Annotated in this window: 22 protein-coding genes and 1 pseudogene; 6 read left to right on the top strand and 17 right to left on the bottom strand. The window is 33.4% G+C overall.

The genetic code is table 11. From position 1 onward, the window contains the following. The 3 genes from VKJ25_RS02805 to VKJ25_RS02795 form a co-directional block, all read left to right on the top strand. Positions 1–244 (top strand): hypothetical protein (locus VKJ25_RS02805; RefSeq protein ID WP_324235106.1); only part of this gene is annotated, 244 nt, incomplete at its 5' end. 103 nt (positions 245–347) lie between these two features. After that, a complete protein-coding gene (locus VKJ25_RS02800; RefSeq protein ID WP_324235105.1) occupies positions 348–1,100 on the top strand; it encodes an ABC transporter ATP-binding protein in 753 nt (250 codons plus the stop codon). A gap of 423 nt (positions 1,101–1,523) precedes the next feature. After that, positions 1,524–2,444: an Rpn family recombination-promoting nuclease/putative transposase gene (locus VKJ25_RS02795; RefSeq protein WP_324235104.1), complete on the top strand. Its 921-nt coding sequence runs from the start codon at positions 1,524–1,526 to the stop codon at positions 2,442–2,444. Between the two features lie 201 nt (positions 2,445–2,645). Here VKJ25_RS02795 and VKJ25_RS02790 read toward each other — a convergent pair whose 3' ends face one another. From VKJ25_RS02790 to VKJ25_RS02780, 3 genes are all read right to left on the bottom strand, one after another. Beyond that, positions 2,646–4,319 (bottom strand): DUF3352 domain-containing protein, encoded by a 1,674-nt coding sequence (locus VKJ25_RS02790; protein ID WP_324235103.1) that lies wholly within the window; start codon positions 4,317–4,319, stop codon positions 2,646–2,648. A 430-nt stretch (positions 4,320–4,749) separates the two neighbouring features. Then, a complete protein-coding gene (locus VKJ25_RS02785; RefSeq protein WP_324235102.1) occupies positions 4,750–5,040 on the bottom strand; it encodes a hypothetical protein in 291 nt (96 codons plus the stop codon). A 127-nt stretch (positions 5,041–5,167) separates the two neighbouring features. Then, the gene (locus tag VKJ25_RS02780; protein ID WP_324235101.1) at positions 5,168–6,856 is read right to left on the bottom strand and encodes a sensor histidine kinase; all 1,689 of its coding nucleotides are present in this window, start codon (positions 6,854–6,856) and stop codon (positions 5,168–5,170) included. A 1,100-nt stretch (positions 6,857–7,956) separates the two neighbouring features. On the opposite strand from VKJ25_RS02780, the gene VKJ25_RS02775 reads away from it, so the two are divergent. Next, on the top strand, positions 7,957–9,387 hold the full coding sequence (locus tag VKJ25_RS02775; protein ID WP_324235100.1) for a TldD/PmbA family protein: 1,431 nt from the start codon (positions 7,957–7,959) through the stop codon (positions 9,385–9,387). Positions 9,388–10,082: 695 nt separating this feature from the next. Here VKJ25_RS02775 and VKJ25_RS02770 read toward each other — a convergent pair. Continuing rightward, complete coding sequence (locus VKJ25_RS02770) at positions 10,083–10,376, bottom strand: type II toxin-antitoxin system VapC family toxin (protein WP_324235099.1); 294 nt, start codon at positions 10,374–10,376, stop codon at positions 10,083–10,085. A 119-nt stretch (positions 10,377–10,495) separates the two neighbouring features. Next, positions 10,496–10,747, bottom strand: a complete 252-nt coding sequence (locus VKJ25_RS02765) for a hypothetical protein (RefSeq protein WP_324235098.1) — start codon at positions 10,745–10,747, stop codon at positions 10,496–10,498. A gap of 301 nt (positions 10,748–11,048) precedes the next feature. Here VKJ25_RS02765 and VKJ25_RS02760 point away from each other — a divergent pair, with 301 nt between their 5' ends. Both VKJ25_RS02760 and VKJ25_RS02755 read left to right on the top strand, forming a co-directional pair. Continuing rightward, positions 11,049–11,195, top strand: coding sequence for a hypothetical protein (locus tag VKJ25_RS02760; protein ID WP_324235097.1), 147 nt, complete (start codon positions 11,049–11,051; stop codon positions 11,193–11,195). Next, entirely contained in the window at positions 11,186–12,340 is a 1,155-nt protein-coding gene (locus VKJ25_RS02755) for an APC family permease (RefSeq protein WP_324235096.1), read from the top strand. Before VKJ25_RS02760 ends, VKJ25_RS02755 begins: the two co-directional genes overlap by 10 nt. Before the next feature lie 211 nt (positions 12,341–12,551). Here the strand turns inward: VKJ25_RS02755 and VKJ25_RS02750 are convergent, their stop codons facing one another. The 12 genes and pseudogenes from VKJ25_RS02750 to VKJ25_RS02695 form a co-directional block, all read right to left on the bottom strand. Beyond that, on the bottom strand, positions 12,552–12,776 hold the full coding sequence (locus VKJ25_RS02750; protein ID WP_324235095.1) for a PIN domain-containing protein: 225 nt from the start codon (positions 12,774–12,776) through the stop codon (positions 12,552–12,554). Positions 12,777–12,844: 68 nt separating this feature from the next. Continuing rightward, positions 12,845–13,060 carry a hypothetical protein gene (locus tag VKJ25_RS02745; RefSeq protein WP_324235094.1) on the bottom strand — a complete coding sequence of 72 codons (216 nt, stop codon included), beginning with the start codon at positions 13,058–13,060 and terminating at the stop codon, positions 12,845–12,847. Between the two features lie 71 nt (positions 13,061–13,131). Next, positions 13,132–13,956, bottom strand: a complete 825-nt coding sequence (locus tag VKJ25_RS02740) for a class I SAM-dependent methyltransferase (protein WP_324235093.1) — start codon at positions 13,954–13,956, stop codon at positions 13,132–13,134. A gap of 576 nt (positions 13,957–14,532) precedes the next feature. Then, positions 14,533–14,922 (bottom strand): class I SAM-dependent methyltransferase, encoded by a 390-nt coding sequence (locus tag VKJ25_RS02735; RefSeq protein WP_324235092.1) that lies wholly within the window; start codon positions 14,920–14,922, stop codon positions 14,533–14,535. A gap of 210 nt (positions 14,923–15,132) precedes the next feature. Then, entirely contained in the window at positions 15,133–15,627 is a 495-nt protein-coding gene (locus VKJ25_RS02730) for a DUF427 domain-containing protein (RefSeq protein WP_324235091.1), read from the bottom strand. Positions 15,628–15,904: 277 nt separating this feature from the next. After that, positions 15,905–16,639 carry a 2OG-Fe(II) oxygenase gene (locus tag VKJ25_RS02725; protein WP_324235090.1) on the bottom strand — a complete coding sequence of 245 codons (735 nt, stop codon included), beginning with the start codon at positions 16,637–16,639 and terminating at the stop codon, positions 15,905–15,907. Between the two features lie 137 nt (positions 16,640–16,776). Continuing rightward, positions 16,777–17,163 (bottom strand): SET domain-containing protein-lysine N-methyltransferase, encoded by a 387-nt coding sequence (locus tag VKJ25_RS02720; protein WP_324235089.1) that lies wholly within the window; start codon positions 17,161–17,163, stop codon positions 16,777–16,779. Positions 17,164–17,235: 72 nt separating this feature from the next. After that, positions 17,236–17,760, bottom strand: a complete 525-nt coding sequence (locus VKJ25_RS02715; protein WP_324235088.1) for a formyltransferase family protein — start codon at positions 17,758–17,760, stop codon at positions 17,236–17,238. Then, positions 17,757–18,086 (bottom strand): hypothetical protein, encoded by a 330-nt coding sequence (locus VKJ25_RS02710; protein WP_324235087.1) that lies wholly within the window; start codon positions 18,084–18,086, stop codon positions 17,757–17,759. The genes VKJ25_RS02715 and VKJ25_RS02710 overlap by 4 nt, the downstream gene beginning before the upstream one ends. A gap of 306 nt (positions 18,087–18,392) precedes the next feature. Next, a pseudogene (locus VKJ25_RS02705) lies at positions 18,393–19,085 on the bottom strand (Rpn family recombination-promoting nuclease/putative transposase); the annotation flags it as partial. Between the two features lie 584 nt (positions 19,086–19,669). Continuing rightward, complete coding sequence (gene ovoA / locus VKJ25_RS02700) at positions 19,670–21,013, bottom strand: 5-histidylcysteine sulfoxide synthase (RefSeq protein WP_324235086.1); 1,344 nt, start codon at positions 21,011–21,013, stop codon at positions 19,670–19,672. Positions 21,014–21,354: 341 nt separating this feature from the next. Next, on the bottom strand, positions 21,355–21,688 hold a 334-nt coding region (locus VKJ25_RS02695), incomplete at its 5' end, for an L-histidine N(alpha)-methyltransferase (protein WP_324235085.1).

Genomic DNA, 21,688 nt, shown 5'->3' with positions numbered 1-21,688 from the left:
CTGTGTTACCAAAATTACTAACACAATTCTAGTCTTTATGAGGTCAAGTTATTTGCAGTTTAAGCATCCTGCTTCTTACAGCCTGGAAGGCTGTGTTACCAAAATTACTAACACAATTCTAGTCTTTATGAGGTCAAGTTATTTGCAGTTTAAGCATCCTGCTTCTTACAGCCTGGAAGGCTGTGTTACCAAAATTATTAACAGCACTTTTGAGGATAGTGAGGTCAAGTTATTTGCAGTTTAAGTATCCTGCTTCTTACCGCCTGGAAGGCTGTGTTACCAAAATTATTATAAGATTTTTCCTTTTTACTTCCTTCTTCCTTCTTCCTTCTTCCTTCTTAAAAAAAATGAACAATAAAACCGCTATTTCTTGTCATCAAGTCAATAAAATTTATACTAATGGAACTGTTGCTTTACAAGATATGAATTTGACAATTAATGAAGGTCAATTTATCACTCTTGTTGGACCTTCTGGTTGTGGAAAAAGTACAGTATTGAGATTAATTGCCGGATTAAGTGAAGTTACTTCTGGCAAAATCGAATCAAATATAAATCAGCATAAAAATGACTTAGCTTTTGTATTTCAAGAACCAGCTTTAATGCCTTGGTCTCATGTTATTGATAATGTACATTTACCTCTCAAACTAACAGGAAAATCCCTCAAAGAATCTCGTACAATTTTACAAGAAGCAATTAATTTAGTTGGATTAGATGGTTTTGAACGTTCTTATCCAAGACAGTTATCAGGTGGAATGAAAATGCGAGTTTCTATTGCTAGAGCTTTAGTAACTCAACCAAGAATTGTATTGATGGATGAACCTTTTGGTGCTTTGGATGAAATGACTCGAAGTAAATTAAATAGCGATCTATTAGATGTGTGGCAAAAACGAAATTGGACTGTAATTTTTGTGACTCATAATATTTATGAAGCAGTGTATTTATCTCAAAGAGTAATTGTGATGGCTGCCCGTCCTGGTAGAGTAATAGCAGATGTGAAAATAGATGCGAATTATCCTCGTAATGAAGATTTCCGAATGTCACAATTATGTAATGAATATTGTCGGGAAATTTCTGGTTATTTGGAAATGGCAGTTCATTAATGGATAATTAATAATTAATAATTGATAATGGATAATTGATAATTATTTCTCTCTAAAATAGATAGGATTAATGAGTGCTTTTTCTCCTGAAAAGAGGAGGATTTAACCTGAATTATTTAATTATTAATTATCCACTTAGCTGTCATTTATTATTTACTGAAATATCTCCTATAGCCATAAGAAATAATTGCCGAGAAAAAAACTGTAGGGGTTTGGAAACTAAACCCAAGTACTAAGGGATTTGGAAACCAAACCCCTACAATAAAAATCTTACTTATCAATTATTGAACAACTATCTAGGATTTCTATACAGCGGATTCCATTTTAGTATGGTACAGCTATGACAGCCTAGAAGACTGTGTTACAAACAACATCAACTTGGAATTCGCTCTATAATTTAACCAAATTCAGGAGAAGAAAAATATGAGATTTATTAGCCCGAAAATAGATTATGTATTCAAAAAAGTTTTTGGCTCTGAAGAAAGTACAGATATCTTAATTAGTTTCCTCAATGCTGTAATTTACAATGGAGAAAAAACTATTCAATCTTTAACCATTATTAATCCTTATAATCCTGGGAAAGTGTTCACTTTAAAAGACACTTATTTGGATGTAAAAGCAGTCTTAGCTGATGGAAAAATTGTGATGATTGAAATGCAAGTATCATCCATGACAAACTTTACTAAACGGGTACTTTATAACGTAGCCAAAGGATATGCTAATCAATTAAAAGTTGCTGATGATTATATGAGACTCAAACCAGTTATAGGTGTGACAATTACCGATTTTATTCTGTTTGAAAAAAACCAGAGAATTATTAATCAATTTGTATTTAAAGATAAAATTGACAATTTTGAATTTTTGGATGATGAGGAATTACTATTAGTATTTGTGGAATTACCGAAATTTAAAAAAGAACTCTCAGAATTAGAAAGTTTAGCAGATAAATGGATTTATTTCCTGAAAGAAGCTTCTAGTTTCGATGATATTCCTGCTTCTTTAGCAGAAATATCAGAAATAGAATTAGCTCTAAATTTGGCGAACCAAGCAGGTATGAGTCCAGAAGAATTAGAAGTAGCACAATATCGGGCAATGACATTACAAGATGAAAGGGGAAAAATAACTTTTGCTAAAGAAGAAGGTAAACAGGAAGGTAAACAAGAAGGGAGAAAAGATGAGGCGATCGCTTTAATAATACGTCAACTCAAAAAGCGTTTTGGGGAAATAACTCCAGAAACTATGAGCAAGATTAAAAATTTAACTATTGAAGAATTAGAAAATTTGGGAGAAGACTTCTTGGATTTTAATAGCATAACTGATTTAGAAAATTGGCTGCATCAGTAATCAGTATATAGCAATCCTAAATTGCTTGCCAGATTTGATCGTAGGGGTTTGGTCTCTAAACCGAAGCGTTAGCTAGGGGGTCTCTAAACCAAACCCCTACAATTAATTTTTTGGAAGTCAGATTTTATCGCGAGCAAGATGCTCGCTCTAATATATTCGCTCTCTATTGATAACTGATAACTGATAACTGAAATAACTAGGTTATTTTGTACCCTGCTTTTTCAATTTGACAAACACATCATAATTAGTTGTCCGACTATTACTAACAACAGATGTCACCCCAATAGACTCTATACCATCTACCCAAACTTGTTGATTAGCAGGTAACTGGGGAATAGAAAGATTTTGAGGATCAAAAGTCCGATTGACATCAATAAAAAAGTTACCATTAAAAGATTCCGAGTTAGATGGTAGAGTTTCTTGCAATACTGTGCTGTCTACCATAGAACTTTTCGGTTCAGGCAATATTTGGCTTTCCACGAGTCCTCCCAAGGTGAAAAATGCTACATTTCCATTCAACCAACCACGAAGTACAGTAAAACCACCAAAAGGTGAAGTCCATTTAACTACGGGTTCTCCATTAGCAAAAGCTTTACCTACTCCAAAATCTCTTTTCTTCATTCCTTCATCCAACTTTTTCAGTGACTCCTCAGCAGCACCACGATCACTTGCTTTAACCATAAACACAAACCCCGCAGCAAATTTTTCTACCTGTTGATTATCTTTCACAGTAGGTAACAAAGATAGAGAATATTCTCCACCCATCCAATTAATAAATTCCTTATCTAGATCCATACCAGTTGCATTTTTGAAAGTTTTACGGACTGCTTCTGGTTTAATAGGAGCAATGGGATTAGTTGCTGCACCCTTAACATAATCAGACCACATTTGCTTTAAATTGCTTCCAGATATCATCATCAAAGCATTTCCTGGAACCCGATTTAACATTTCTGCGGCATTATTATCTACAGTAAACTTTTTCTTACTGTTAGGTTTCAACCAAGAAATTGCCTTTAAATCTATCCCTTCAGGAACTAAACTTACATTTGCAGCCACTCCCTGATTATCGTCAAATTCTTTGAGATTTTCTTCAGAAACAGGAGTAATAGATTTACTAGAAGTATAGGCAACAGCAACAGGAATATTCAGATATACTTGAGCAAGAGGTGCAGAAGTTTTCAGCTTTTCCATCATTGCTTTATAACCAGGAGCTTTTTCTAGAGACTGGTCTCCTTTATATACATCGATCACTCGATTTATTGCGGTTTCAGAATTAGTAACTACCAAAAACCTTTCTCCCAATATTGCTGCCGAAATATCTTGGTTAGGTACTCCTTGAGTTTCTTTAATTTCAATACCTCTGTAGGTACGTTTAACTAATTTACCTTTTTTCGGAGCAGGGGGTTTGGCTAAAATTTCCTCTGCTTTCTCTATATCTTCGATGGGCAATACCACCATAGTTGCTTGTTCAGCAGGAGGGGGTGGTGCAGAATCAGGAGTTTCTGGATTAGAAAGTTCTAGAGTAGATTTGCGCAAAAAAGCGATCCCTACTTCTGTTCCTACCCAAGGTTTAATATCTCGTTCATAATTATAACCATAATTAGTCACGAAGCGATCGCGTAACTGCTTTAACAAGTTCTCCATAGCAGTTTTTGATTGAACAGTACCAAACTGTTCTAATTTTTTCCATTGACCAGGGTTAGTAGAAAGATGTAAAGTCATCATTGCATCTCTGGGGACAACTTCGGCACCTACGGGTAAATTGTTTAGTGCTTTTCTAGAAGAGATTATAATGTAGGCAGTAGCGCTACCGACAACCACTAATAAGGTTGCTGCTATTAGAGCAAATGGTAAGGTTTTGTCTTGGTTTTTCATTCTTCAGCTCAGTTAGAAATTAGATATTAGAAGTTGGCATAAAGATCATAATATTTGTACCAAATATTTGTCCAAATAGGGTTTGCTGATTTATTGGGAACCATAAAAGTCTTTTTGTATTTGGTAGGGAGTAGGGACTAGGGAGTAGGGAATAGTTAAGATTTAGGATTTATGGGAGTTAATATGAAGAGATGGTCATGTCCTATCCCCCGTAGGTTGGGTTGAGGAACGAAACCCAACCATAACTATGGAGGGAAGAATAATTAATGATTTATGGATAAAAATTGATTATCTTTACATAATTTACAGAATTTTGCCCTTTCTATATTAAGGGTGGGTCAATCTATTCTATATTAATAGCTGAAGTGCTGAATGCTTATAAATTGAACTGCTAAAATAGTAATTATTTTACCTTAATTTGTAGCCATGACTAAACATAGTTTACAGAATTTTGAGCTTTCCATATTAAGGGTGGATTAACCAATTCTATTTTGGCATTTTTGAATGCTATACCAAGACGACCATCCAAATCACGTCGTTCAAATTGACTAGGTTCCCATTCTCCTCTTAAAACCAGGTCTCCATCCCAACTATATACTTCTACAAATCTCAAGGTAGGTTCTCGGTATTCAGCTACTATCAACCAACTACTTTTGCTTGTTTTAAGAAGTTCTAATAAATTATCACGAGTTCTAACTCTAATAGTTGTAACTTGATTCATAAAATTAATAAACAAGTAATATTTTGGGAAAATTTTCTCTGGAAAATAACATGGCAAAGGTATTTTGTCTATCTACATAAAAAACTCTTTCTAACTGTTCCCTGTTCCCTGTTCCCTATTCCCTCTTTTACTGAACTGGCAAAAAAATAGTCATTATTTCTCCTTTAGTGGGTCGTTGTCGAATTACTAATTTTGCTCCCATCGCTTGAAACAAATTTTTAGTAACTTTTAAATTTAAACTCAGACTACCTGTTTCTGGTTGAAACATTAATAAATGACCGATAGATTTAAAAGGTGAGTGGAAAAAATCACTCACATCAGAATCAGATTTAAGCTGTAATTTTAATTGACTACCAGCTAACATTACTTCTACCTTAATCAGACTGCCAGAAGGTAGATTTCGGGAGAAATTTTCAATCAAATTTCCTAATACTTGGTCAAGCATAATAGGGTCACTTACAACAGTTGGCATTTTGGGAGGTAAAATAACTTTTAAAGTATGATTTCTTTGAGTGGCTTTTTGTTGCCAACTAGGAATACTATTATGAAAAAATTGAGCCAGAGGAATGTTGGTTAATTGTAGATATTGATGTTGTTTAAATAGTTGCTGACCTTCTAATTCTGCTGCTTTAAAAATTAGATTAAACCTTTCTATTTGAGCAGTACATTCAGCATCAATCATTTGTAAACGCTTTTTGATTACTTCCTCTTTTAAATTAGGACGTTTTAATAAAAGCCTAGTTAATGTTTGTATTGTTGCTAAAGGAGTTTTGACTTCGTGAGCGATCGCTTGTAACAATTCCACATCAGGAGATTTAAGATTTTCGATAGTAGATTTTAGTGATGTAGAGATTTCTTGATTATCTCTATTTTTGTCAGAAATATTAACTGATAATGCTTCATTCTTACTATTTATACTTGGTAAATTATCTAATAATAAACGACTAAATTTCATCACTATTTTGTAATCAGGTGCAACAGGAGGAAACTCCTCAAATACATGATTTAAAATAGCTAACTGTTGAGAATACTGGGAAATAAAATTTTGATATTTATCAAATTTTTGGGAATTAAAACATTCCGGTAATACTATTCGTTGCTGTAAAACATTCCATGCTTGATGAACTATTTCTGGGTCGAAAGAAAATAGAAAAGCTGGTTCATTTTCTTGATTTTTTCCTAAGACCATAATTAAACTAAATTCAGCAGTTATAACTAAACAAAATTGTTCATTTGTGATTGGGTCTCTAGTAGATAAAGGTAATATTGGTATAGAAATAGGTGAAAAATTAATAATATCTGCTGCTGGTAATAAAGGTAAAGTTTGCGATTTCAAAAGAGATAACCAATCTAAAGATTCTGGTATTTCACTAGTAAATACTGAAGTATAAAAACTGTTAGTTAAAGCCGGATTTGTTAAGACAGGAGCCGGACTAGATAATACTAATCCACGATATGAATGAAAATGAGAAATTAAGCAATTAGAACTAGATGATTTGGAACTGGTTTGAGATTGGTAATTTTCCAGTAAAAGAGTAGTTTTTTTGATTTCTTTTTCTGCATTATTTTTCGTCATCTCTTGATTTTTTAAACCTTGAGAATCTGAAATTTGGAGAGACTTTTCCAAAAGTTGATTAATTGTAGCAATAGCACTATACCATTCCCTTTGAGCCTTTAAATATAAATGTTTATTTTTATCAGTTATAGAAGGAGGAGGATTCTCCCTTTTCAGTTCTATTTTAGTTGGATAAAAATCATTATTCGATCTATCTAAAGCAAAAATATCGCTTAAAGTTGGTAATATATAGTTTTCCATTTTTTTTCCTAAAATAAATGAATAAATAACTTGGGTTTATTAACCATAGGACTTACACGGGAGGAACCCAGTTTCTACAGTAAATCCTTGTTTTGAACAGCAAATGTTCAGGAGAAGCCGGGTTTCTGGTTTCCTCTGAGTAAGTCCTGAACTAATAAGTAAGCATTTAGTAGTCAGTTATCAGCTAATATAGTTTCGTGAAAACTTTTTTTGCTATTTTTAGAGAAGTAAACCTTACTTAATGCTTATGGTATCGGTATTGAGTCATTATTTATGTTAGTATAACCGAACTAAATCACCGTAATCTCCGTTAGGAAATAAATAATAATGGATAATGGATAATGAAAACTATAGTAATTCGCACTTATATGGCAATCTTTTTAAGACCAAAAAAATAGGACTTCTCTGGCAATCCTATTTGATTTATGTCAAAAAATTAGTTGCTTTTAGGGAATAGAGAATAGGGAATAATTAACTGGTAATAGTTTCATTTTTCTTATTTACTTTTTAATTTTTCACCATCTATTTAGCATTGCTATATATCTCTAATTAGGGTTTACTTATAGAAAGTCTTTTTGCTCTTTTTAGTAGGGAAGTTTCATGCAAAATTAGGATAAATAGGGATTACACAGGAGCTTGCTAAAAGAATAGTAAGAGCAATTTTTCAGCAAGAGCGTTACCCCAAAATACTTAATTTTTGATTTTTCGGGAACCGTACCTGAGCTACCTAAAAGCTTGCTCTTTTTCCCAACTTCAAAAAGCTAAAACCATGATTAATATAAATACTTTGAGACTTAATCAACCAACCCTAATTAGGGCTTGCGTATGGAAACTTAAAAGTTTTTACATACTAATGGTTTTAGCTTTTTTAGGTATGAAAAAAGTGCCAGCTTTTAGGTCAATAGGGTTGAAAAAGTTAGAATTTTTGGTTCACACTTGAGGTGAAAAATTGCTCTTACTATTCTTCTGGCTCCCTCCTTGAAACTCCTGGTAAATTCTGACTCCTGACTCCTGACTCCTGACTCCTACCCCTAAAATAAAGACTTTTTCAACAAACCCTAATTATCCATTATTAATTATTAATTATTAATTATCTATAAATGCCCATATCAATAACTGAAACCAAAAATATATTATCTGACCTACTTACTAATTATAGTTCTCAAGTAGACTATTTGGCCATTCGTCTAGAAGAGTCCCAAGGAACAAATATTCTCTTGCGAGGCCACAAAATAGAAACCCTCAGTGAAGGCATCTCCATTGGTGGTCAAGTTCGAGCTTGCTACAAAGGAGCTTGGGGTTTTGCCAGCTTTAATCAAATATCGACCTTGAAAGATAGAGTAGAAGAGGCGATCGCTGCGGCCATTCTCATTGGAGAAGAAAAAACCATTCTTGCTCCTATACCTATTATTCAAGCAACTAATACAATCTCCCTCACAGGTAAAAACCCCCGTCACATACCTTTAGCTGAGAAAAAAGAACTCTGCGAACATTATGGCCAAGTATTACGGAGTGTCGATCCTCGAATTACTACTGTATTGGTGCGTTATGGAGACAGTACCCAAAAAATTATTCTCGCTACATCGGAAGGAACTATGCTTGAACAATCTTGGACAGATATAGAAATGCGCTTTGCTGCTACGGCCAGGAATGGGGAAACCGTACAAACAGGTAGGGAAACTACGGGTTCTCGTAAAGCTTATGAAGATTTAATTAATTTGGACAGTCAAGTTCGTAGTGCTGCGGAAAGAGCTGTTAATTCTCTAGCTTTGCCCATCGTTCATGGTAATACCTATACTGTGGTTATTGACCCTATTCTCACAGGTCTATTTGTTCACGAAGCTTTTGGTCATCTCTCGGAAGCAGATATGTCATACGAAAATCCCGATTTATTAGAGGTTATGACCATTGGTCGGAGATTTGGTCCTGAGAATTTACAAATATTTGATGGTGCGATAGTGCCATCTATTTTAAGTGGAGAAGAGGGAGAAGTACATCGAGGTAGTTATATTTATGATGATGAAGGTACTTTAGGTACAACTACTCAATTAATTGAAGATGGGGTTTTGGTCGGACGTTTGCATTCACGGGAAACTGCCGGGAAGTTGGGGGAGACACCTACAGGGAATGCTCGTTGTCTGGATTATCATTATCCACCTATAGTCAGGATGACTAATACTTGGATAGCTCCGGGAAATACTCCCGTTTCAGATTTATTTGCTGATATTAAGGAAGGAGTTTATGCTCGAAACTGGTTGGGTGGCATGACTAATGGAGAAATGTTTACTTTTAGTGCTGGGGAAGCGTGGATGATCAGAAATGGTGAGTTAGCTGAACCTGTGCGGGATGTGACTCTTTCAGGAAATGTGTTTAATACTTTAGCAGATATTGAAGCGATCGCTGATGATTTTGATTGGGATGAGTCTGGTGGTTGCGGGAAAGGTGGGCAAGATGGTTTATCTGTTGGTTGTGGAGGACCAAGTTTGCGTATTAAAAATGTTGTTGTTGGTGGAGATACCCCTGAAGTCTGAAGTCATTTCAGTTATCAGCGATCGGCGGTTTCAGCTATTGGTAGGGTGTGTTTCCGCGGTTTAGGGAACATGTTTAGCTAGCGCATAACTCCGTTGATGGCTGTCGCCGACATGAATGCGTTTTATGTGCGTAGCAAAGCAGTCCCTTTGCGTAGCATTCCGCACCGAAAGGAAAAAGCTGATCTCGTAACGCACCAAGACTATATAGAAGCCATTTGGGATCTATTTACAGCGCTTTTCAAATGAATGAACCACATCATCATCACCAAAATCTTGTAGGGACGTTTCGCTGCGCGACATGAAAAGCATTTTTGTTATGCAACGTCCCTACTGTGGTTTACTGATTTTTCGGGAACCGTAATGAAAACCGCTGTAAAAATAGACGCGGAGACGCAGGTTCTTGAAGAAACACCAGAGGAGGAGACACACCAGGCCGAGAGAGGGTGTCACCCTGTCCTCGATCCCCGGCCTCCCCGCCTCCCCGTGTCCTTCTGTGTCTCCATGATCCCAAATGGGTTCTATACATAGCGCCTCCCGTGTAAGTCCAGATTTTAATTGATTTTCTAGTAGTTCTTTTTCAGAGTAGAGCGACGGGGTTAATTTTTTCAAGGTAGTTGAGGGGCGATCGCTCTCTACTATTTTCCGGAAAGCGATCGCTTTTCATATCCCAAAAGTTTTAGGCCATTGATTACTAGCTAATCATCTCTGAGTAAGGCATTAAATCCTTCTTGGATAAAATGGCGATCGTAAGTCATTATTTCCCATACACTTTCTTCTTTCATCACTAGCATAGAGGCACAGTCGGTAAGACTATAGCCTTTATCCAATCGTTGTTGGTAAAATTTCATTGCCTTCTCAAACTGTTGGCTACTTTGGGGAATAATTTCTATATTTGCAGCGGCACGCAAAGTTTCAACAATATCTATTGCCACTTGTCGCAGATATTCTCCTCGGTTAGATAAGGCGTTTAGTAGCTCCGTTAGTACCATCTCGGTAGTTATGCCAACTTATGTACCTTGACTTTCGGAGACAGTAATCGCCTTATGGTGTAAATCGTCGCGTTCGTCTGCGAGAGCTTGAAGATAAGAAGTATCTAAAAATATTCGTCTCATTCTTCTTTGGGTGTTCCATACATATAGCTTTCAAAGTTGCGAGCAAAATCTGTTGGCAGTTTTTCCCATTCCTCTTTAGGTACTTTAGCGCCTATTTCTTGGATTTTCTGCCAGAAGGGTTTGGTAACAGGTTGTGTCTGAGATTTTTCTGAGGCAATATTTTCTAGGATTAGAGTGGCAATACCATCTTGTTCTGATTCTGGAAGTTTGGCTAGGGCAGCGATCGCCTCTTCTAATAGTTTGGTCATCTTTTGATTGGTTTTCTAGTAGTTCTTTTTCAGAGTAGCGCGACGGAGTTAAATTTGTCAAGGTGGTTTGGGGCGATCGCTATTTATTCTATTTTTAGGGGCGTATCGCTGCGCGACATGAATCGATCATGACCTTAGGAAATGCCATTCGGCCCTACTGTATTTGGTAGTCTTGACTAGCCAACGAGACTGATGTAAACTATTCAGAAGCATAACAAACGACAACCAGGGCTAGATAATGAGACAACAGAAAAGTTAAGAGCGGAAACACACCCTACTGGACTAATAATAATAACTGAAAATGTCTACATCTAAACTAAAACGAGAAATTGGCGTATTCGGCGCTACCCTTATGGGTTTAGGTTCAATAGTCGGTACTGGAGTATTTGTCAGCATTGGTATTGCTGCTAGTATTGCAGGTCGATCTGTAATTATTCGGTGGCGATAGGTGCTATTGTTGCTACTTGCAATGCTTTTAATAGCGCCCAGTTAGCAGCAAATCATCCTGTTAGTGGCGGTACTTATGAATATGGTTACAAATATCTGAATCATTGGTTAGGTTTCATCGCTGGATGGATGTTTCTCTTAGCAAAAAGTGCTTCTGCTGCTACTGCTGCTTTGGGTTTTGCTGGTTATTTACTTCATGTTTTTGGCATCAATAATCAAATTTGGTTAGTATTGACTGCTGTCACTGCTGTGGTTATATTAACAATAGTTGTCTTAAGTGGGATTCGTCGTTCTAATGTGACTAATATTATTATTGTTTCGATTACATTATTTTCTTTAACTGTATTCATCGTAGCAGGAGTACCTCAAGTAGTTTTGTCTGGGGGAGAAAATATCACACTTTTTTTGAGCGCCGAGGAACCTATTCCATCTTTATTGCAAGCTGCTGCTTTAATGTTTGTTGCTTACACTGGTTATGGTCGGATTGCGACTTTGGGTGAGGAAGTTAAGGAACCCCGACGTACTATTCCCAGAGCGATCGCTCTCACGATATTTGTCACTTGTTTGTTATATATTTCTATTTCTGTAGTTACGGTGGTAGTTGGTAAAGAAGTGATAGATAAATTATCTCAAGCAGATGTTAGTTTAGCTGCACCTTTAGAAGTTATTGCTCAAGTTGGATTGGGTGTTCCTATAATTCCTAAATTAATTGCGGTTGGTGCGATTACGGCAATGTTGGGAGTATTGCTAAATCTGATTTTGGGTTTATCGCGAGTTTTGTTAGCAATGGGACGACGACGAGATGTACCTAAAATTTTTGCTAGATTAAATAGTGGAGAAACTACACCTTATGTTGCGGTGATAGTTGTGGGAGTAGCGATCGCTTTTTTAGTTTTAATAGGGGATGTGAAAACTACTTGGTCTTTTAGTGCTTGTAATGTTTTGATTTATTATGCTATTACTAATTTTGCTGCTCTCCAACTTTCACCAGCAGAAAGACTTTATCCTCAATGGTTAGGTTGGGTAGGTTTAGCTGCTTGTTTATTTTTAGCTTTTTGGGTAGAGCAGGAAATTTGGTTAGTAGGTTTAGGGTTAATTATTATTGGTTTAATTTGGCATAGTTTGATTCATAGATTAATAGATTAATTACTAGACATCTCCAGAAAAAAGGGAACAGGGAACAGGGAAGAATAATTGATAATCTTTTGTAAATTATTAATTTTTTGAATCAATCCTATTTTCCTCTCCTTCCACTAACTGATAACTGATTTTAAGGGGATAAAAAAAAGAACATTTCGTAGTTCAATCCTAATGCTTTCCTGCGGAATGGTGCGCCAACAGCTAGAGGTGCTAAAAACTAATAGCTGAATTTAGATAACCTTGCTCTTTCCTGTCCATGATATTGTGCGGATTTTAAATCATAATTAAATAAAGGTAACTGTGCTAAAATCACATTATTTATATAATCTTCCAAATCTTGACGTTTTTTAGATTTAGCAATTCTAAAACATCCGTACAATAATTCATGTACAACCACAGTAGCAGTTGCTATTTCCAGTTTACATAACCTTAGTTTTTCCATTACTTTTTGATTAGGTTAAGGGCGTTTCATCTCAGATAAAATATTCGTATCTAATAAATATTTTAGTGTCATAAATCAACCATTCTCCCTGGTGACTTATCTCGTAAATTCTCAAAAGAATCATCATCAATAATTTCTAAATCTACCCTTGCCCTCAAATCTTGTAAAGCTGACCAAAAATTACCTACCTTTTTAATTTCTACTAAAACCTCTTGATTATCGAGAAAATCTACCTCCTCCAATAACTCAATAATTTTACCTTTTTTGATTCCTGTTACAAACATAAATTTGCTCCATTTACCTTGAAAATTACTTACAAAATATTGCTCAATAACAATAATTTAGGCTTCTATAGTTATTTTAAGTTTTCTTGGCTCCCTTTTTTTATTTCTTGTTCTTTACTTTTCTGAAAATAATAAAAGCCTATAGAATTTTGAATCATAATTTCTCCCCCTTTCAACCTTTGGGAATTAGTTCTAAAATAATCCAGCAATAATTGTAATTGGGAAGGAGAAAAATATGTCGTATTAGCATCAACTAGAAAATCCAGTAAATATTTACCCAATAGAGAATCTTTTTCAAAACAATTTGTAATATTTATTGGAGATTCTATAGTTTCTTGATGAAAAAAAATATTTTGTTCAGAAAGAACTCGATATAAATCTTCACTATAAAACCTCTGTCTTTGATAAAATCGCTGATTTACATAATAGTAAGGTTCACTTATTGGTCTTTTTAAATTTATTGTGGCAATTGCAATTCCTTCTTCTTCCATAAGTTTATAAACTTTCTCAACAGAAGATGTAATTTCTGAAAAATAGTAAAATGAATGGATTAATAAAATAATGTCAAAAGTTTGAAGTGCTTGAAATTTTTCTAAGGTAACAGGATGAATTTCAAACCTAAATTTATCTGGTTTATATGTACTAAGTTTATGACACCATTCTTGTATTTTTATACACTCTACTTTGTTTGGGTCTACTCCAACAAAATGAATATATTTGTTCAAATCAAGGAGCTTTGTTAAAAAAGCTTGCTCAAAAATTCCACAGCCACAACCTATACTCAAAATTCTGTAGCTTTCTTGTGAAGACTTATATTTTTCTATAGTCTGAAATGTAGCTTCCAGCATCATTTCTTGTTCATTATTTTGACTGCGATAAGCAATTAACCCCTCCATATATTCTTGCTCATTAAGCTTGACGAGTTTGAGTTTTGGGTCTGAGAAAAAATTAGCGATCGCAGCTTTTTGTGAATTTCTATCATTGTTTGTTATCTTCCTTATATTGCTAAATATTACTGGCTTTTTCAATAATAATCAAATCAACTATCTGCTCAAACTTGTATTGATTGTTTTTTCTATCAAAACACTTTTGTAATATAGGCTGAAAAAAATTTAAGACATCTAATGTGTAATCAAAAACACATTATTTTAAATATATTTCAAGTACATTTATACTTTCCAAACTGATGCTGTGAAAAAAACTCAATCTAATATTATCATAATTTATTCCTAATCTATCCAAAATTTGTTTGTGTTCATCAGATTTGAGAAAATATGTAGATTTTTTTCCTTCTGGATAATTGCTAAAATAAAAAATCATATAAGTTGTGGTAAGAAGATGTTTGAGCAGGTTGGTAAATTAAAAACTTACCATTATCATCTAATAAATCTAAACAATAAAGATAGACATCTGCCATTCTATTTTTATCAACAGTATAAAGAGAATGTATCGCCCATATAATATCGTAGCAGTTAGTTTTTTTTAACTAATTGTTGAAGATTTTCAGTAGCAGATAAGTAGGTTGAATTTGTACTAAAATACTGACAACTATCAAACCGTTTTTTTGCCAACTGTAGAGAGTATTCTGAAATATCAAGCAAATCTGCTGATAAATGAATATTGCCATCAAGTTTTTTGTCTAGCAAACTAGGAAATTTAGCACTGCCACATCCTATATCTAGAAGTTTGAGTTGATTTTTAGCAAATCCTTTAAATAGATTATTAAATGAATATTGCTCAATTAATTTTTCGTAATCTATCTGAGCTACCTGAAACCATGAATCCAGCTCTAATTTTTCTGGTTGATAGTAAGATTTTGAAAGTTCAGAATTATCAGTTATTAAATTAATATTATTGTTCATTTTTTTATCAATTTGCATAAAGCTAGCGATGGCTTATTTTTGTAATAAATTATTCATCAGTATTTTCAAGTCAGAGAAGAGATTATCGAGAATAAATTGCTTCAGTTCTGCTTTGAGAATATATTGCTTAAGAATTTGATTTATAAATTTGTCGTAATTAGTCGGTAGTTTCCACTGAATATTAATTATAAATTATCAATTATTCATTATTTACCAACCTCTTGTACCTGGTTCTCCTTTAAAAGGTCCGACAATATCAGAAGTAATCCATCCTCCATAAAGATTACCAGCTTGAGGTTTTACTAACTCATCATTGACATAACAAGCATCCATTAAATTAGCATAAAAACTATAATATCCTTGTATAGGTAAAAAATAAGGAGTTGGGTCTAAATATTGCCAGACTGGATGATTTACATATTTATCTCCTACTGAAACATCGCAATAGGAAGCATAACCTTTCCACTCACAAAAAGTTTTCCTGGGATTAGGAATTAAATACTCTATTTTAACATCTTTAGGAGGAATATAATAACCAGGAGGATGGCTAGTTTCTAATAATCTTTTGGCATTATTTGTTTCAGCCAAAACTACATTATTAAAAATGACTCGAATAGATTTATTTGTATCTTCTAAACGAGGTGGACGGGGATAATCCCATACAGATTCTTGACCGGGTTTTGGTGGAATTGGATTTGGCTTCATTTCAGTTATCATTTATCAGTTATTAAAGCATATTTTGGATATATAAAGCATTCAGCTATTAGCAATAAGATTCTGGGCTTAAGGATGAAGTTTAAATTAATATAGACTTTCGATTTGACTTTTGTAGCTATATTTTTCTAGCTCAATTAATAAAGCTTTTGTCATGGAATAAAACGAATAACTGTTAGCTAATAGCTGACGGCTGAATGCTGACAAGATTTTAATGGTAAAATTATTGTAGTGCGGGCATCTTGCTCGCCATAAGTCTATACCAGATTTAAGAGTAATTTGGATCTTTACTGTCAAACTTTTCTGAACTATATAAATAAGTATTAAGTTGGTTTTTAACTACAAAATTAGCATTAGGTAAATCGTAAGCCATAACAATATTAATTCGCTCCTTTTCTTCTGTAACTGGACGAACACTATGTAGACATTTATCCCCAGCCATAACTAATAGTAGACCTGGTTGAGGTTTAATCATAATTTGTTTGCCAAAGATTTGACGAAAAAAACTCAATTGTTGTACCCGATCTATCACACTCTGAAATCTAGAAAATTTAGCTTCAGGTAAAGTAATTCTATAATTGGGGTAAAGCTGAATTTCTCCTCCATCAACTTTGTTTAAATATAAAAGAGCTGTAATAGCATTTCGGTCATAATGCCAGCGATATGTACCTCCTTTTTCAGTAATATTAATATTGCACCCTACCTGAATATCTTGTAAAGGAAAAAGTTGTTTATTTGTGAAGTTATTAATAACTTGATTCACAGTTTCATATAATTTTTGAACTTCTGGAATTTGAGACTGAATTCTTTTTCCATCTATGACAAAATAACTTAAGGGTATGGGTTTAACATTGCGATAGATTTTAGGAACAGAATTTGTCTGGCGATAATCAGCAATTAGTTGTAATAAAGAATCGCATTCTGTCTGAGAAATAAAATTTTCTTGCAAAAAGTATCCTGTTGTTTGAAATTCTTTTAATGATGTAATTTGAGAATTGTTCATGTTAATTTATCTATTTGGTAAAGTTAGATTAATGGTTAGAAAAATTTGGGAGTAATTAATCTTGTTAAGCTTCTTAATCTTGGTTGAACAAAGGTAAGTATTCAGCTATGAACTCATAGCTGAATGCTTACTATCTATTAAACAAAAGTTCCACCATCAGGATATTCATTAATATTGGTGTAGAAAAGGGTAACTTCCTCACCATTTTTAATATCTTTTTTGGTGATTAAATGTGACCATACACATACTTCATCTTCAATCCATTCAACATAAGAATTAGGGTCTTCCCCATGATTACAAAGAGAAGCTAAACCTAAAACCAAATATCCTTTTATTTTCTTAGCTGTAGCATATTCTGATGGTTGTACAAAATAATAATCTAAGACTTTCGTCTGATTCAGAGTTTGTAATTGTTCAGGTGGCAAAATTACCGTGGGAGCAACTTCAAGTAATGTTCCTTTCGGAATATCCTGTACCGCAAAAATACCCCGCCCTTTGTTTTGTATTTTTTGAACTTTAATCATTGTTTATTTCCCATCTAAAAAAAATTAAAATTAAATGAATATTTACTTAGTTTACCTTAAAATAAGATAAAATTATCGCCAGGAATTTTTCATCCATAAATAACCATCTTCTGCTTGTTTTTGTTTCTCTGGAGTAAAGTCTTTTATCCTAAAATTAGGACCTAGCAATTTAGGATCCGGTGAAACTCCAGCAGGAATAGTTTCATTGTTGCTGAGAATATCTTGGGCAGTTTTCACGTATAACTCAAATTCGGTAAGGTATAAATATCCTTTTAAATCCCAAATGGAATTAAAGCGAAACGGATCAACTATTCTTTCTGTTCTAATTATTGAACCTGTATCTACCCCTTCATCAACATAATGTATAGTTACCCCTGCTGCTTGTCTAAACTGGTTAATATTTTTATTAATTGCCATATTCTCAATCGCATACATTCCACGAGCATAAGGTAGAACAGCTGTATGACTATTAAACACTTGATTTTTAGTTATTTCTAACCACCAAGATTTAAGTATTTTAGTAGCACAAACAAAAATGAATACTGAGGAATTTTCAGCAACTTCCATTAACCAATTCTTAGCATATTTTCCATTCAAATTATTCCCAAGAAAATTGTTTGAGAATGCTCGGTAGTAGAATACTGAGATACTCCGTATCGCTCGATCATTGCTCTTTCAGTTCTATCTATATCAGGATACAAATCAATTAATAATTCGTACATTTTATCAGTCAAGTGTTTTTGACCAAAGTATTTTTGATGAAAAGTTTTCCTCTCTCTAATTACTCTGTCTGATGGAACTTCCTCTTTTACTAATATTCCTTGAAATTCTGGCATTTTTTCAAAAGCTTTAATCCACTTAGATACCAGATAAGAACAAATAATACTTGGGTCAGTTAATAGGTAAAATTTTTTCTGAGTCATAATTTATGCATAACCTTTTACTATAATATTTTAACACTAATTTACCAAAAAAAATAAGGTATAAAACCTCTCCATTTATGGAGAAAAAATTTCCTTTAGCTTAATCTTATTATTATCAAAAATAAGAGGTAATTATTAATTGTTGAAAACTTACTACTTTTCTGATTTATGGCAGCAGTTAGACAAATATTCTCAACTACTAAAATTATCAATTATTCTTCCTAAATTTTCTAACTTTTCCAGGGATAACTGTTGAATATTATCTTTAATTATGGCAGGAATTTCTGCTGAAAATTTTCTCTCCAGTTAACCTAATATTAGTCTTTGCATTGACAACTTACCCGCTTCTAACCCTTGCTCTATTCCTTGCTGTAGTCCTTCTTCTTTTCCCTCCTGTAGAGCTAGAATAATTTGACCTGCACGGTCTTCTAAAAATACTTCCCGCTTGTGTACTTCCTCTAATTCTTTTCTTGATAGATTTGCCAGATTAGCAATATTTAAAGCTTTTTCTATCTCTTTTATTTCTGCTAAATTTGTGGGAATTACTTCTAAACTTGAAGCTGATTTTACAAAATAAATCCATTTATGTGTGATAGTTTCTAACTCTTCTAATTTTTTCGGAAATTTTGGTAATTCAACAAATATCATTGCTACTTCTTCATGTACATAATTAAATGATTTCTCTTTCTCTTTAAACACAAAATGATTAATATATCGTTCTGTGTCCTCAAACATTTTAAAATCTGTAATCGTTAAAGCAATTACTGGTTTTAATCTTCGATATCCCTCTCCAGTGTCTAATTGATTCCCATAAGTTTTACATAGATTATAAACTACTCGCTTTTCAAATGCGGGAACGTTTAAAACCTGAATTTCAATTATTACATTGGAGACATCATTTAAAATAGCTCTTACATCTAGATAAGTATCTTTTAAACTAATGGTATCTCCTGGAGTATAGGGGTCGATTATTTCTAAATCTTGAATTGTTGATTTACCAGAATTAAAGCATTCAAAAAACTAATTAAAATATCTTTACTCTCAGTGGAGCCAAATATTTTTTTTGAAAGCAAAGTCTGTTTTGTGGCTAATAAATCTCATGGTTTTACTATGTTTATTAAAGTAAGTATTTTCTGCGATATTCTGCACAAACAACAGCATCTTAAAGTTATTAATTTAAACGTAAGTATTTAGCTATTAGCAGTCAGCAGTCAGCTCAAGCACAATAAAAATTAATGAAGCCAGCTTTTTTTTTAACTTATACTAAATTTTCAGCCACAAATATTTTCAGCTCAGGAAACATACCAGTCCCACCATTCTTCATTACTCTTTTCCTAGGTTGTGTTAATATCATCGTTTCCCGAATTTATATCCGGTATAAATGATTCTTTCTCAGATACATTTGAAAAATTTCCAGCCATTTTAATTCTCCATTCGATAATTAATTGTGATAATTGATAATTGACAATTATGAAAAATTTAAAGTTTGAGTAACCAGCAAATTTTGGGGAGGCAAAAAATCTTCAATTTATTACAAAATTTACCAACCTAATAATTATTAATTATCCATTATCCATTATCCATTATCCCTGAACTATTCTAAAACCAGCGTGTTGATAAAAGTTAGGACGGAACCAATTTCGATAATATTTCAAAGCTTCTGTACCGTTAGTTATCCAACATCCTCCTAACATCATATTATGTCTATTATCAAAAAATGGAGCTGAATAATCTTCATAAAGTTGATGAGTTTTAAATCCAGAAAGAGGATTTAATTTATCAGTTAACCATTCCCAAACATTACCCCGCAAATCATATAATCCTGATTCATTTTTGGCAGTTTCTAAGTAACCAACAGGAGAAGGAGAACCAAATTTAAAATTCAGATTATAATTATCTGTTTCTACTTCTTTACCATTTCTATAAGTTGCTAAATTATATTCAGCTTCAGTCATTAACCGAGTATTTTCTCCTTGCCAAGAACAATAAGCCATTGCTTCATAATGATTAACTTCTACAGGCCAATCTAAAGGTAATTCTATTTCATCAAACATAGCTCGATATTTATAATTACCATTTTCAACTATCCAAAATTTGGGATATTTAATATTATTTCCAGTTTTCCAAAGCCAACTTTCTTGACTCCAATAATCTGGATTTTCGTAACCACCAACTTTAACAAATTCCAGAAATTCTGCATTAGTAATTAAATACTTACTAGCCATAAAAGGAGCTACTTCAACTTGGCGATCGCCATATTCTATATCCCAACCAAATGTCGGATAATTTTCTGGTTTTCCTAGTTTGACAACTCCTCCAGAAACTTCTATCATTTCATTATTAATTATCTGATTATTAGTAGGAGCATATTCCCAATTATGAGGATGTTTTAATTTTTCTACAGATAGTTGCCGAAACAACATTGATGAAGTTTCAATATGAATCCGTTGATGTTCAATACTCATCATTAACGCCCAAAGAGGATGATTTTGGTGAATAGGAAGATTAAGAGGAGTTTTTTCAATTAGGTCTAAAATGACTTGATAAACTTTTTCTCGATATTGCCAAATATCTTCTAGTTTCGGCCAATTAATGTTAGCGATCGCCTGATTTAAGTCTTCTGGTTTTTCTGGGTCTACCCCCATTTCAAATAATATTTCGTAGTTAGGATTAAGGCGTTTTTCTAATAATTCTACTCTGATTAATTTATTAATGTAAAAAACCGCCGAATGTCCGAGATAAAAAATTAGTGGATTTCTTAAAGAGTCGGGGTTTAAATAAAATGTTTCTTCTGCTATTAAACTATTCATTAAAATGTCTTCAATTTCCCAACTATTCTGAAAATATTCTCGAATATATTGGCGGATGTTACTGTTAGTTTTAGAACCATCAATTTTTGGTGGATTAGTAGATTTGATCTGATTCATAGTGTTAGAAATGAGTGAATAATTTTAATTGCTTACTTTTGTAATATATTTAAAATCTAGGATTGAGTTTTTGTTGTGAATAATGATAAAGCTGTAGGAACGTTGTATGCAAGGTCTTTACTTCCTACCTCAAAAAAAGACTTATTCAGCAAACAGATGCTAGTCATAGTTGAAAATAAGATTTCAGTTTTTCTCAACTGGATTATAACTTCCTAAAATATGAAGCTAATTGCTGAAAGATGAACCCTTTCTGGGCATAATTCTATAGAAAATATGTTTACCATATTTTTTTCTTCCTCCTTCTTCCTTCTTCCTTCTTCCTTCTTTCTTCTTTCTTCAATTTAAACTTGACAAAGAATTAATCCAAACCACTTTTTCGGGTCTGTCAAAACTTTCTTAACTTTTAATCCTTTCGCTTCAAGTTCTCCTGGCAAAACTTCTAAATCGAATTTACGAGAAATTTCAGTTAGGATACTTTCCCCTGCCTGAAAACTAACTTTTAAATCTAGATTTTTCAAAGAAAAGGTAATATTTTCTTGGCAATAAAGATACATTTCAATTTGAGTTTCAGCCTCATTATAAATTGCTTTATGACTGAATAAATTTATATCAAAATTTCCTTGAAAACGCCAATTCAAATGAGATAAAATATTCACATTAAAAGCCGCCGTAATT

Origin of the sequence: Okeania sp. (assembly GCF_035285525.1) — a bacterium.
Taxonomy (GTDB): domain Bacteria; phylum Cyanobacteriota; class Cyanobacteriia; order Cyanobacteriales; family Microcoleaceae; genus Trichodesmium.
This window is presented reverse-complemented; position numbering and strand designations above follow the sequence as displayed.

Excerpts from the sequence above, each read along its gene's own strand:
- VKJ25_RS02790 (WP_324235103.1), bottom strand. The coding sequence starts at position 4,319 with ATGAAAAACCAAGACAAAACCTTACCATTTGCTCTAATAGCAGCAACC.
- VKJ25_RS02745 (WP_324235094.1), bottom strand. The coding sequence starts at position 13,060 with ATGTTTGTAACAGGAATCAAAAAAGGTAAAATTATTGAGTTATTGGAG.
- ovoA (WP_324235086.1), bottom strand. The coding sequence starts at position 21,013 with ATGAATCAGATCAAATCTACTAATCCACCAAAAATTGATGGTTCTAAA.
- VKJ25_RS02710 (WP_324235087.1), bottom strand. The coding sequence starts at position 18,086 with ATGACTCAGAAAAAATTTTACCTATTAACTGACCCAAGTATTATTTGT.
- VKJ25_RS02725 (WP_324235090.1), bottom strand. The coding sequence starts at position 16,639 with ATGAACAATTCTCAAATTACATCATTAAAAGAATTTCAAACAACAGGA.
- VKJ25_RS02735 (WP_324235092.1), bottom strand. The coding sequence starts at position 14,922 with ATGAACAATAATATTAATTTAATAACTGATAATTCTGAACTTTCAAAA.
- VKJ25_RS02795 (WP_324235104.1), top strand. The coding sequence starts at position 1,524 with ATGAGATTTATTAGCCCGAAAATAGATTATGTATTCAAAAAAGTTTTT.
- VKJ25_RS02785 (WP_324235102.1), bottom strand. The coding sequence starts at position 5,040 with ATGAATCAAGTTACAACTATTAGAGTTAGAACTCGTGATAATTTATTA.
- VKJ25_RS02730 (WP_324235091.1), bottom strand. The coding sequence starts at position 15,627 with ATGAAGCCAAATCCAATTCCACCAAAACCCGGTCAAGAATCTGTATGG.
- VKJ25_RS02770 (WP_324235099.1), bottom strand. The coding sequence starts at position 10,376 with ATGGTACTAACGGAGCTACTAAACGCCTTATCTAACCGAGGAGAATAT.
- VKJ25_RS02765 (WP_324235098.1), bottom strand. The coding sequence starts at position 10,747 with ATGACCAAACTATTAGAAGAGGCGATCGCTGCCCTAGCCAAACTTCCA.
- VKJ25_RS02740 (WP_324235093.1), bottom strand. The coding sequence starts at position 13,956 with ATGGAGGGGTTAATTGCTTATCGCAGTCAAAATAATGAACAAGAAATG.
- VKJ25_RS02775 (WP_324235100.1), top strand. The coding sequence starts at position 7,957 with ATGCCCATATCAATAACTGAAACCAAAAATATATTATCTGACCTACTT.
- VKJ25_RS02800 (WP_324235105.1), top strand. The coding sequence starts at position 348 with ATGAACAATAAAACCGCTATTTCTTGTCATCAAGTCAATAAAATTTAT.
- VKJ25_RS02780 (WP_324235101.1), bottom strand. The coding sequence starts at position 6,856 with ATGGAAAACTATATATTACCAACTTTAAGCGATATTTTTGCTTTAGAT.
- VKJ25_RS02750 (WP_324235095.1), bottom strand. The coding sequence starts at position 12,776 with ATGGAAAAACTAAGGTTATGTAAACTGGAAATAGCAACTGCTACTGTG.
- VKJ25_RS02720 (WP_324235089.1), bottom strand. The coding sequence starts at position 17,163 with ATGATTAAAGTTCAAAAAATACAAAACAAAGGGCGGGGTATTTTTGCG.
- VKJ25_RS02760 (WP_324235097.1), top strand. The coding sequence starts at position 11,049 with ATGTCTACATCTAAACTAAAACGAGAAATTGGCGTATTCGGCGCTACC.